Raw genomic sequence first — 12,420 nt, forward strand, 5'->3', positions numbered from 1 at the left:
TTTTCAAATATACTGTTTACGTTCAGCCAACGACTCAAACGGGTGTTTTGAAAAAAATATTGTCAGAAAGCGGCACTGAATTCGTTCGGCAGTATATAGGGTCCAGTTGCATAAAGCCCCGATTTTTCGGGGTTTTTTGTTATCTGACAACAGAATCACTGGGCTATTTAGCCCTTTTTTTATGTCTTGGGGGTGGGCTTGTCCACATTAGAGCAAAAATTGACAGAGATGATTTCGGCGCCGGTTGAGGCATTAGGCTTCGAATTGGTTGGTATTGAGTTCATCCGCAGTCACCATTCAACGCTACGCATCTATATTGATAGTGACGAAGGGATCAATGTTGATGATTGTGCTGATGTCAGCCACCAGGTCAGTGCCGTTCTTGACGTCGAAGATCCAATTACGGTTGCATATAACCTGGAAGTTTCATCTCCTGGCCTTGATCGTCCGATGTTTACCGCTGAACACTACGTCCGTTTTATGGGCGAAGAAGTTTCTTTGGTATTGCGTATGGCGGTGCAGAATCGTCGCAAATGGCAGGGTATTATTAAAGCTGTCGAAGGCGAGATGATCACGGTTACTGTAGATGGAAAAGACGAAGTGTTCGCGCTGAGCAACATCCAGAAAGCGAACCTGGTACCCCACTTTTAAAGTTTGGATGAGGCCACTAGGATGAACAAAGAAATTCTGGCTGTTGTTGAGGCAGTTTCCAACGAAAAATCGCTTCCTCGCGAAAAAATTTTTGAAGCACTGGAAACTGCACTGGCGACTGCCACCAAGAAAAAATACGAACAAGAAATCGACGTTCGTGTTTGCATCGATCGCAAAACTGGCGATTTCGATACTTTCCGTCGCTGGGTTATCGTTGATGAAGTTACTCAACCAACCCGCGAAATTACTCTTGATGCGGCTCAGTTTGAAGATCCAGCGTTACAGCTGGGTGAGTATGTCGAAGACCAGATCGAATCTGTCACCTTCGACCGTATTACGACTCAAACCGCAAAACAGGTTATCGTACAAAAAGTACGTGAAGCTGAACGCGCGATGGTGGTTGATGCATTCCGTCAGCACCAAGGTGAGATCGTCACCGGCGTGGTTAAAAAAGTAAATCGCGACAACATCTCATTAGATCTGGGCAGCAATGCCGAAGCCGTTATTGGCCGTGAAGACATGCTTCCGCGTGAAAACTTCCGTCCGGGTGACCGTATCCGCGGTGTGCTGTATGACGTGCGTCCAGAAGCACGTGGCGCTCAGCTGTTTGTGAGCCGTTCACGTCCAGAAATGCTGATCGAGCTGTTCCGCATTGAAGTGCCGGAAATCGGCGAAGAAGTCATCGAGATTAAAGCCGCAGCCCGCGATCCGGGTTCCCGTGCGAAAATCGCGGTGAAAACCAACGATAAACGTATTGACCCGGTAGGGGCGTGTGTGGGTATGCGCGGTGCGCGTGTTCAGGCCGTTTCTAGCGAACTGGGTGGCGAACGTATCGACATCGTATTGTGGGATGATAATCCAGCACAGTTCGTTATCAATGCTATGGCGCCAGCCGACGTGGCTTCTATTGTTGTGGATGAAGATAAACACACAATGGACATCGCGGTTGAAGCAAGCAATCTGGCTCAGGCAATTGGGCGTAATGGCCAAAACGTTCGTCTGGCAGCTCAACTGAGCGGCTGGGAACTGAACGTAATGACCGTTGATGATCTTCAGGCTAAACATCAGGCCGAAGCTCACGCAGCTATCGATACATTCACCAAATATCTCGATATTGACGAAGACTTCGCAACCCTATTGGTTGAAGAAGGCTTCTCTACTCTGGAAGAACTGGCTTACGTTCCTGAACAGGAGCTGTTGGCCATTGACGGTCTGGATGAAGATACGGTAGACGCTTTGCGCGAGCGCGCAAAAAATGCGTTAACCACTCTGGCTTTGGCTCAGGAAGAAAGCCTGGGTGACCAAAAGCCAGCCGACGACCTGTTGGGTCTGGAAGGTTTAGACCGTGGTATCGCCTTTAAAATGGCCGCTCGTGGGGTTTGTACGCTGGAAGATCTTGCCGAGCAGGGCATCGACGATCTGGCAGATATTGAAGGCCTGAATAGTGAAAAGGCCGGCGAGCTGATTATGGCTGCGCGTAATATTTGCTGGTTTGGCGATAGTGAATAATGAACTGTAGCGGGAAGGAACAGCATGACAGAAGTAACCGTAAAATCACTGGCAGCAGAGATACAGACTTCCGTTGATCGCCTGGTACAGCAGTTAGCTGATGCAGGGATTAAGAAGTCAGAAAATGATTCTGTGAGCCCACAGGAAAGAGAAACATTATTAGCTCATTTAAATCGTGAGCATGGCAGCGCATCAGGTAAACTGACGCTGCAGCGTAAAACACGCAGCACATTGAATGTTCCAAGCACCGGCGGAAAAAGCAAAGCCGTGCAAATTGAGGTCCGCAAAAAGCGCACTTATGTAAAAGGCGATGCGGCAGCTGAACAGGCTGAAGCAGAAGCACAGGCACAGCGTGAAGCGGAAGAGCAGGCTCGTCGTGAGACTGAAGAGAAAGCAAAACGTGAAGCAGAAGAAAAAGCGAAGCGTATTGCTGAAGATCAGGCGAAACGTAACCTGGAAGAGCAAGCCAAACGTGAGGCCGCTGATAAAGCTAAGCGTGGCGCAGCGGAAAGTGAAAAAGTGACGAATCAAAATACCGACGAAAAAACCAAAGCTGCGCATGCTGAGAAAGCGCGCCGTGAAGCCGAAGCTGCTGCACTGAAACGCAAAGCTGAAGAAGAAGCACTGCGTAAGCTTGAAGAAGACGCTAAGCGTGTTTCTGAAGAAGCTCGCAAAATGGCTGAAGCTAACGAAGGCAAAGCGCCAGAAGCAGAGACCGCAGAAGATACTTCTGACTACCACGTAACCACTTCTCATCATGCTCGTGAAGCAGAAGATGAAAACGACCGTCAGGTTGAAGCTGGCCGCGCTCGTGCACGTACCGCAACCAAAGCGACTAAGCAGAAGAAAGGCAATAAACTGTCTGAATCTAAAGCCGATCGTGAAGAAGCGCGTGCTCAGACTCGTGGTGGTAAAGGCAAACGTAAACCAAGCACTCTGCAGCAAGGCTTCAACAAGCCTGCTCAAGCGGTTAACCGTGACGTCATCATTGGCGAAACCATTACCGTTGCAGAACTGGCTAACAAAATGGCTGTTAAAGGCTCCCAGGTCATCAAAGCAATGATGAAGATGGGCGCTATGGCTACCATCAATCAGGTCATCGATCAGGAAACTGCTCAGATGGTTGCTGAAGAAATGGGCCATAAAGTTATCCTGCGTCGTGAAAACGAGCTGGAAGAAGCCGTAATGAGCGACCGTGATACCGGTGCAGCCGCTGAGCCGCGTGCTCCAGTTGTAACCATCATGGGCCACGTTGACCACGGTAAAACTTCCCTGCTGGACTACATCCGCTCCACGAAAGTGGCATCGGGCGAAGCAGGTGGTATTACTCAGCACATCGGTGCTTACCACGTAGAAACCGACAACGGTATGATCACCTTCCTGGATACCCCAGGTCACGCCGCATTTACTTCTATGCGTGCTCGTGGTGCTCAGGCTACAGACATCGTTGTTCTGGTTGTTGCTGCCGACGATGGCGTAATGCCACAGACTATCGAAGCAATCCAGCATGCTAAAGCGGCAAAAGTGCCGGTTGTTGTTGCTGTGAACAAAATCGATAAGCCTGAAGCGGATATGGATCGCGTTAAAAACGAACTGTCCCAGTACGGCGTAATGCCAGAAGAGTGGGGCGGCGAGTCTCAGTTCATCCCAGTATCTGCTAAAGCGGGTACCGGTATTGATGATCTGCTAGACGCAATCCTGTTGCAGGCAGAAGTTCTGGAATTGAAAGCAGTTCGCAGCGGTATGGCGAGCGGCGTTGTTATCGAATCCTTCCTGGATAAAGGTCGTGGTCCGGTTGCAACTGTTCTGGTTCAAGAAGGTACGCTGAATAAAGGCGATATCGTTCTGTGCGGCTTCGAGTATGGCCGTGTGCGTGCGATGCGCGACGAAATGGGCCGCGAAGTGACCTCAGCCGGTCCTTCTATCCCTGTAGAAATTCTGGGTCTGTCCAGCGTTCCTGCTGCCGGTGACGAAGCGACCGTTGTTCGTGACGAGAAAAAAGCCCGTGAAGTTGCTCTGTATCGTCAGGGTAAATTCCGCGAAGTTAAACTGGCTCGTCAGCAGAAATCTAAACTGGAAAACATGTTTGCGAACATGAGCGAAGGTGAAGTTTCTGAACTGAACATCGTACTGAAATCTGACGTACAGGGTTCTTGCGAAGCGATTTCCGATGCATTGTTAGGCCTGTCTACCGATGAAGTGAAAGTGAAAATTGTTGGCTCCGGCGTGGGCGGCATCACTGAAACTGATGCGACGCTGGCCGCTGCATCTAACGCTATCATCCTTGGCTTCAACGTCCGTGCCGATGCTTCTGCGCGTCGCGTGATTGAAACTGAAAGCTTGGATCTGCGTTACTACTCCGTCATCTATAACCTGATTGACGAAGTTAAGCAGGCGATGAGCGGTATGTTGGCGCCTGAATATCGTCAAGAAATCATCGGCTTGGCCGAAGTTCGTGACGTGTTCAAATCACCTAAGTTCGGTGCTATCGCAGGCTGTATGGTTACTGAAGGTGTCGTTAAACGTCACAACCCAATCCGCGTTCTGCGTGACAACGTGGTTATCTATGAAGGCGAGCTGGAATCTCTGCGCCGCTTCAAAGATGACGTTAACGAAGTCCGTAACGGCATGGAATGTGGTATCGGTGTTAAGAACTACAACGACGTTCGCACTGGCGATATGATTGAAGTATTCGAAATCATCGAAGTTAAGCGTACCATTGAGTAATTAGGTAAGCGCTCAGCTTATAATATCTTTGGGGGGCTTAATGCCCCCCAATTCGTCTGGGAGGAATCCAAAATGGCAAAAGAATTCAGCCGTACTCAGCGTGTATCTCAAGAGATGCAGAAAGAGATTGCGATCATTTTGCAACGTGAAGTTAAAGATCCACGCATCGGTATGGTGACGGTATCTGGCGTTGAAGTATCCCGCGATCTGGCTTATGCCAAAGTGTTTGTCACTTTCTTGAATGATAACGATCCAAACGCGGTTCGAGTCGGTCTTAAAGCGTTGCATGAAGCTTCTGGCTTTATCCGCATGTTGATTGGTAAAGCAATGCGTTTGCGTGTTGTGCCTGAACTGACTTTTGCATACGACAACTCTTTGGTTGAAGGTATGCGTATGTCTAACTTGGTGACCAGCGTTGTGAAAAATGACGAAGAGCGTCGCTCAGCGTCAGGTGATACTTCAGGTAACTCTGAGGAGGAATAATGTCACGACCTCGCCGTCGCGGCCGTGATATTAACGGCGTTCTGTTATTAGACAAACACCAAGGTCTATCCTCAAATGACGTTTTGCAGAAAGTAAAACGCATCTATAACGCCAACAAAGCAGGCCATACCGGTGCGCTAGATCCTTTAGCAACCGGTATGCTGCCTATTTGCTTAGGTGAGTCGACCAAATTTTCTCAGTTCTTGCTGGATGCCGATAAACGCTACCGCGTGATTGCGCGTTTAGGGCAAAGAACAAATACCTCGGATGCCGATGGTGAAGTGGTTCAGGAACGTCCTGTGGAATTTACTCAGGAACAACTGGATGCGGCGCTGGAGCAGTTTCGTGGTGATAGCCAACAAATCCCATCGATGTACTCTGCGCTTAAACACCAAGGTAAGCCTCTGTATGAGTATGCGCGTCAGGGCATTGATGTCCCACGCGAAGCTCGCGACATTACGGTGTATGAACTGCAGTTTATTCGCTGGGAAGGCGATGAGTTAGAGTTAGAAATCCACTGCTCGAAAGGTACTTACATCCGAACCATCATTGATGACTTGGGTGAGGTTTTAGGCTGTGGCGCACACGTCATCTATTTGCGTCGTGTGCAGGTTTCTAATTATCCGTCGGAGCGCATGGTTTCTCTGGAGCAATTGCAGCAAATGGTTGCCGCTGCTGAAGAGGCTGGCGTTGAACCGAGAACGGTTCTCGATCCGCTGCTGCTGCCGATGGATACCGCTGCATCTCATTTGCCGGAAATCAATCTAACCGATGTGGTTGCCGCCTATGTTCTTCAAGGACAACCGGTGCAGGTGCAAGGTTTGCCTGCTGAAGGTATGGTGCGCATCAATGTGGGTGAGAAACGTCGATTTATCGGCGTTGGCGAAGTGGATGACCAAGGACGCTTGGCCCCACGTCGCCTAGTAGTAGAAGAGCGCGTTCCTGAAGAGTAAGGTGCACTGAGCTCGATAAGGTGCTTTGTTGCGATCTTATTGCGCTCAGAGTAGAATAGCGCGGCTTATGTATTGGGCAGCTGAATTAGAGATCGGCGCCCGCCTTTTTAATCGTTTTATGAATTTGGAGTTCTATAATGTCTCTAAGTGTTGAAGCTAAAGCTCAAATCGTTGCTGACTTCGGTCGTGACGCTAACGACAGCGGTTCCACCGAAGTTCAGGTTGCTCTGTTAACTGCACAGATCAACCACCTGCAAGGTCACTTCGCTGAACACAAAAAAGATCACCACAGCCGTCGTGGTCTGCTGCGTATGGTTTCTCAGCGTCGTAAGCTGCTGGATTACCTGAAGCGTAAAGATGTAGCTCGCTACACCAGCCTGATCGAACGTCTGGGTCTGCGTCGCTAGTCCAAACGATTTTCAGAAGTAAAGGGGCCTAGATTGGCCCCTTTCTTCTAGGAAGCAATCGCAAATCAGGTTAATGTATTGTAGTTAACTCAAATTCGGTTGTTAAAATCGTTGTTGTTAAAGAAGTAAGCGTTAAAACTAGAGTCGGTTAGACTGTTGCTGATAACGCATGCCGAGTGACGATCCTTTTTGCAGATGTTCGCGCGGCTAATGCAAGTCTCTGGATGACCAGTGATTTCCATTAGTCGCGAGAATGCAACGAAGTGATCGAAGGCAAAAGCGTGATGGTGTTTTGATGACGCCATTAAACTTATAAAGATAAGGAAAATACTTTGCTGAATCCTATCGTTCGCAAATTCCAATACGGTCAGAATACCGTAACGCTGGAAACTGGCATGATGGCTCGTCAAGCCACTGCTGCTGTAATGGTTACCATGGATGATACCGCGGTATTCGTTACCGTTGTTGGTGCTAAAAAAGCTAAAGAAGGCCAGAGCTTCTTCCCTCTGACCGTTAACTATCAGGAGCGTACTTACGCTGCTGGTCGTTTCCCAGGTGGTTTCTTCCGTCGTGAAGGCCGTCCTGGTGAAGGCGAAACTCTGATTGCGCGTCTGATTGACCGCCCAGTTCGCCCACTGTTCCCAGAAGGCTTCCTGAATGAAGTTCAGGTAGTTGCTACCGTTGTTTCTGTAAACCCGCAGGTTAGCCCAGACATCGTTGCGATGATCGGTGCTTCTGCTGCCCTGAGCCTGTCTGGTATTCCATTCAATGGCCCAATCGGTGCAGCCCGCGTTGGTTACATCAACGACCAGTATGTGCTGAACCCAACAACAGATGAGCTGCAAGAAAGCAAGCTGGATCTGGTTGTTGCAGGTACCGAAGGCGCAGTACTGATGGTTGAATCTGAAGCTCAACTGCTGAGCGAAGACCAGATGCTGGGTGCCGTTGTATTCGGTCACGATCAGCAGCAGGTTGTTATTGAAAACATCAAGGCGCTGGTTGCTGAAGCTGGTAAACCACGTTGGGAATGGACTGCTCCCGCTGTTAACGAAGCGCTGCACGCGCGCGTTGCTGCTCTGGCTGAAACCCGTATCGGCGATGCATACCACATCACTGAAAAACAGGCTCGTTACGCTCAGGTTGATCAAATCAAAGCTGACGTTATCGCTGCTCTGCAGGCTGAAGACGAATCTCTGAGCGCTGGCGAAATCGCTGATGTTCTGGGTTCACTGGAAAAAAATGTCGTACGTAGCCGTGTGCTGCGTGGCGAGCCACGTATCGATGGCCGTGAAAAAGACATGATCCGTGGTCTGGACGTTCGCACTGGCGTACTGCCTCGCACCCATGGTTCTGCACTGTTCACTCGTGGTGAAACTCAGGCTCTGGTTACCGCAACTCTGGGTACAGAACGTGATGCTCAGAACATTGATGGCCTGACCGGCGAGCAGACTGACCGCTTCCTGCTACACTATAACTTCCCTCCGTACTCCGTAGGGGAAACTGGCATGATGGGCTCACCTAAGCGTCGTGAAATTGGTCACGGTCGTTTGGCGAAGCGCGGCGTGCTGGCAGTAATGCCTAAGCAAGACGAATTCCCGTACACCGTTCGTGTGGTTTCAGAAATCACCGAATCTAACGGTTCTTCTTCTATGGCCTCTGTTTGCGGTGCTTCACTGGCACTGATGGACGCAGGTGTACCGATCAAAGCTGCCGTTGCTGGTATCGCTATGGGTCTGGTTAAAGAAGATGAAAACTTCGTCGTTCTGTCTGATATTCTGGGTGACGAAGATCATCTGGGCGACATGGACTTCAAAGTTGCAGGTAGCCGCGAAGGTATCACTGCACTGCAGATGGATATTAAAATCGAAGGCATCACCCGCGAAATCATGCAGGTGGCTCTGAATCAGGCTAAAGGTGCACGTCTGCACATTCTGGGTGTAATGGAACAGGCGATTAACGCGCCGCGTGGCGATATATCTGAATTCGCTCCACGTATCCATACCATCAAGATCAATCCTGAGAAGATCAAAGATGTCATCGGTAAAGGTGGTTCTGTTATTCGTGCACTGACTGACGAAACTGGCACGACTATCGAAATCGAAGACGATGGCACGATTAAAATTGCAGCAACCGACAACGAAAAAGCGAAACATGCTATTCGTCGCATCGAAGAAATTACTGCTGAAATCGAAGTTGGCCGTATCTATCAGGGTAAAGTAACCCGTATCGTTGATTTCGGTGCATTCGTTGCTATCGGTGGCGGTAAAGAAGGTCTGGTACATATTTCTCAGATCGCTGACAAGCGTGTTGAGAAAGTAACCGACTATCTGCAGATGGGTCAGGATGTTCCTGTTAAGGTACTGGAAGTTGACCGTCAGGGTCGCGTCCGCCTGAGCATCAAAGAAGCAAGCGCGCCAGAACAGGCCGCTGCTCCAGCTGCTGAATAACAAACCGTTCAGTATTACGGCTTCCTGCATAGGTGGGAAGCCGTTTGTTACGCAAATACAGGATGTATTTGCTTATATGGATGATAGGAAATCAATCCGATGTTGGTCTTCGGGAGTTGGGAAATGAAGCCTATCTTGCGCTGGTGTTACGTTGCGACAGCAATTCTGCTGGCAGGATGCAGCAACCTTGATTGGCGTAAAGACGAAGTACTAGCAATTCCGTTACAGCCTTCGCTGCAACAGGAAGTCATGCTGGCGCGCATGGAACAAATCCTTGCCAGCCGTGCATTGACAGATGATGAACGCGCACAGCTTTTATATGAGCGCGGAGTACTGTATGATAGTCTAGGACTGAGAGCTTTAGCGCGTAACGATTTTTCGCAAGCGCTGGCTATTCGTCCTGATATGCCAGAAGTTTTTAACTATCTGGGGATTTACTTAACGCAGGCTGGCAATTTTGATGCCGCCTATGAAGCGTTTGATTCTGTACTAGAGCTTGATCCAACTTACAACTACGCGCGTTTAAACCGAGGCATCGCACTGTATTATGGTGGTCGATACCCGTTAGCGCAGGATGATCTGCAGGCGTTTTATCAAGACGATCCCAATGATCCATTCCGTTCGTTATGGCTTTACCTTGTGGAACGTGAAATCGATCCAAAGAAAGCCACTGCCTCGCTGGAACAGCGATATAACAAGGCGAACAGGAATCAATGGGGATGGAATATTGTCGAATTCTACCTGGGCACCATCAATCAGAAAACATTGATGACACGCTTACAGGAAGATGCAACGGATAACACTTCGCTCGCTGAGCATCTCAGTGAAACTGACTTCTATTTAGGTAAATATTACCTGAGTCTGGGGGACAAGAGCAGTGCCTCTGCGCTGTTCAAACTGACGGTTGCCAACAACGTACATAACTTTGTTGAGCACCGCTATGCACTGTTGGAATTGGCGCTTTTGGGCCAAGAGCAAGACGACCTATCAGAATCGGACCAGCAATAGCTGACGAACAACTACGCCTATACTTTTTTAATTGCTTTATCACCTCCTTGAGGTGAGGGCTTTTTGTTCGTTATTTAATCTAATTTGAGCCGGTTCACACTTTTCAATGAAAATCATTGTCCATTTTCTAGACGAGTTATGTAGACTGGCCGCCATCAATGAGGCACGTGTACATGGCTGAGTTCGAAACTTCTTTTGCTGACCTAGGGTTAGCTGCACCAATTATCCAAGCCCTGACCGATCTGGGCTACGAAAAACCGTCTCCTATCCAGGCGGAATGTATTCCTCACCTTTTAAATGGCCGTGACGTTCTGGGTATGGCTCAGACCGGTTCCGGTAAAACAGCGGCGTTCTCTTTACCGCTGCTGCACAATATTGATCCAAGCCTGAAAGCACCACAGGTGCTGGTTCTGGCTCCAACTCGTGAGCTGGCAGTTCAGGTTTCTGAAGCGATGGCTGACTTCGCTAAACACATGAACGGCGTAAACGTTGTTGCTCTGTACGGTGGCCAACGCTACGACGTACAGCTGCGCGCTCTGCGTCAGGGGCCACAAATTGTTGTGGGTACTCCTGGTCGTCTGCTTGACCACCTGAAACGTGGCACCCTGAACCTGTCTAACCTGAGCGGTTTGGTTCTGGACGAAGCGGATGAAATGCTGCGTATGGGCTTCATCGAAGACGTTGAAACCATCATGGCGCAGATCCCAGCACAGCACCAAACGGCGCTGTTCTCTGCAACTATGCCAGAAGCTATTCGTCGTATTACCCGTCGCTTCATGAAAGAGCCACAGGAAGTACGCATTCAGTCAAGCATCACTACACGTCCAGACATCAGCCAGAGCTACTGGACTGTGTTCGGTATGCGTAAAAACGAAGCGCTGGTTCGTTTCCTTGAAGCTGAAGATTTTGATGCTGCAATCATCTTCGTACGTACCAAAAATGCCACTCTGGAAGTTGCAGAAGCGTTGGAACGTAGCGGTTACAGCAGTGCTGCATTGAACGGCGATATGAATCAGGCTCTGCGTGAGCAGACTTTGGAGCGTCTGAAAGACGGTCGTTTGGATATCCTGATTGCAACTGACGTTGCTGCACGTGGTCTGGACGTTGACCGTATCAGTCTGGTTGTTAACTATGACATCCCGATGGACTCTGAGTCTTACGTTCACCGTATCGGCCGTACCGGTCGTGCTGGCCGTGCTGGTCGCGCATTGCTGTTCGTTGAGAACCGCGAACGTCGTCTGCTGCGCAACATTGAACGCATCATGAAGCTGACTATTCCAGAAGTTGAAATCCCGAATGCAGAATTGCTGGGTCAACGTCGTCTGGCTAAGTTTGCCGCTAAAGTTCAGCAGCAACTGGAAAGCAGCGATCTGGACAAATACCGCGATCTGCTGACTAAACTGCAGCCGGAAGATGAGCTGGATATGGAAACTCTGGCCGCAGCATTGCTGAAAATGGCACAGGGCGAACGTCCTCTGATCCTGCCACCAGATCCAGTTATGGAACGTCGTCCACGTCGCGAATTCCGTGACCGTGACGATCGTAACGAACGCGGAGGTGACCGTTTCGCTCGTCGTGGCGATCGTGAGCCACGTGAAGCACGCGAAGGCGCTGCTCCACGTCGTGAACGTCGTGAAGCCGGCGATATGGAACTGTATCGTATTGAAGTTGGCCGTGATGATGGTGTTGAAGTTCGTCATATCGTTGGCGCTATCGCTAACGAAGGTGATATCAGCAGCCGTTACATTGGTAACATCAAGCTGTTTGCTTCCCACTCAACCATCGAGTTGCCTAAAGGTATGCCAGGTGATCTGCTGTCTCATTTCACCCGTACCCGTATCCTCAACAAGCCGCTGAACATGCAGCTGATGGGTGATGCTCCGGCACGCGAACCACGTCGTGAACGCCCAGCAGGCGATCGCGGTGGCCGTAACTTCGGTGGTGGCCGTGAAGGTGGTGAGCGTCGTAACTTCGGTGGACGTGATGGCGCACCTCGCCGTGATGACCGTCGTGGTAACAGCGATCGTAGCGCAGCACCACGCGGCCCACGTCGTGATGATGCAGCACAGCCGCCACGTCGTCGTACTCCGACTAGCAACGACGCATAATCGCGCTGTTCTAAACTAGAGCATATTAAGCCAACCTTCGGGTTGGCTTTTTTTTTTGCTTTTTACTTATCTGATTTTCTCTATCTGGCCGCTTTCTGTGTGGTTATTTCCATAAGTTTGTTTCTTG

The 12,420-nt window shown here is 49.8% G+C and carries 10 protein-coding genes; all 10 read left to right on the plus strand.

The window, feature by feature from the left end; genetic code table 11:
* Positions 1–198: 198 nt before the first annotated feature.
* The 10 genes from rimP (at position 199) to CPY98_RS02710 (ending at position 12,293) form a co-directional block, all read left to right on the plus strand.
* Positions 199–651 (plus strand): ribosome maturation factor RimP, encoded by a 453-nt coding sequence (rimP, locus tag CPY98_RS02670; protein ID WP_025798851.1) that lies wholly within the window; start codon positions 199–201, stop codon positions 649–651.
* A 21-nt stretch (positions 652–672) separates the two neighbouring features.
* Positions 673–2,160 (plus strand): transcription termination factor NusA, encoded by a 1,488-nt coding sequence (gene nusA / locus CPY98_RS02675; RefSeq protein ID WP_025798853.1) that lies wholly within the window; start codon positions 673–675, stop codon positions 2,158–2,160.
* 24 nt (positions 2,161–2,184) lie between these two features.
* The gene (gene infB, locus CPY98_RS02680) at positions 2,185–4,887 is read left to right on the plus strand and encodes a translation initiation factor IF-2 (RefSeq protein ID WP_025798855.1); all 2,703 of its coding nucleotides are present in this window, start codon (positions 2,185–2,187) and stop codon (positions 4,885–4,887) included.
* Between the two features lie 72 nt (positions 4,888–4,959).
* On the plus strand, positions 4,960–5,370 hold the full coding sequence (gene rbfA, locus CPY98_RS02685) for a 30S ribosome-binding factor RbfA (protein ID WP_096386243.1): 411 nt from the start codon (positions 4,960–4,962) through the stop codon (positions 5,368–5,370).
* Entirely contained in the window at positions 5,370–6,323 is a 954-nt protein-coding gene (truB, locus tag CPY98_RS02690; RefSeq protein ID WP_043490727.1) for a tRNA pseudouridine(55) synthase TruB, read from the plus strand. Before rbfA ends, truB begins: the two co-directional genes overlap by 1 nt.
* Before the next feature lie 137 nt (positions 6,324–6,460).
* Positions 6,461–6,730 carry a 30S ribosomal protein S15 gene (gene rpsO, locus CPY98_RS02695; protein WP_004093717.1) on the plus strand — a complete coding sequence of 90 codons (270 nt, stop codon included), beginning with the start codon at positions 6,461–6,463 and terminating at the stop codon, positions 6,728–6,730.
* Positions 6,731–7,062: 332 nt separating this feature from the next.
* Positions 7,063–9,177: a polyribonucleotide nucleotidyltransferase gene (gene pnp, locus CPY98_RS02700; protein WP_043490729.1), complete on the plus strand. Its 2,115-nt coding sequence runs from the start codon at positions 7,063–7,065 to the stop codon at positions 9,175–9,177.
* A gap of 123 nt (positions 9,178–9,300) precedes the next feature.
* A complete protein-coding gene (gene nlpI, locus CPY98_RS02705) occupies positions 9,301–10,185 on the plus strand; it encodes a lipoprotein NlpI (protein ID WP_025798864.1) in 885 nt (294 codons plus the stop codon).
* 106 nt (positions 10,186–10,291) lie between these two features.
* Positions 10,292–10,366 (plus strand): protein YrbN, encoded by a 75-nt coding sequence (gene yrbN / locus CPY98_RS21080; RefSeq protein ID WP_102961607.1) that lies wholly within the window; start codon positions 10,292–10,294, stop codon positions 10,364–10,366.
* The gene (locus CPY98_RS02710) at positions 10,359–12,293 is read left to right on the plus strand and encodes a DEAD/DEAH family ATP-dependent RNA helicase (protein WP_025798866.1); all 1,935 of its coding nucleotides are present in this window, start codon (positions 10,359–10,361) and stop codon (positions 12,291–12,293) included. The genes yrbN and CPY98_RS02710 overlap by 8 nt, the downstream gene beginning before the upstream one ends.
* The last annotated feature ends 127 nt before the right edge of the window (positions 12,294–12,420 follow it).

Source organism: Hafnia sp. CBA7124 (assembly GCF_002355555.1).
In the GTDB taxonomy this organism is placed as follows: domain Bacteria; phylum Pseudomonadota; class Gammaproteobacteria; order Enterobacterales; family Enterobacteriaceae; genus Hafnia; species Hafnia alvei.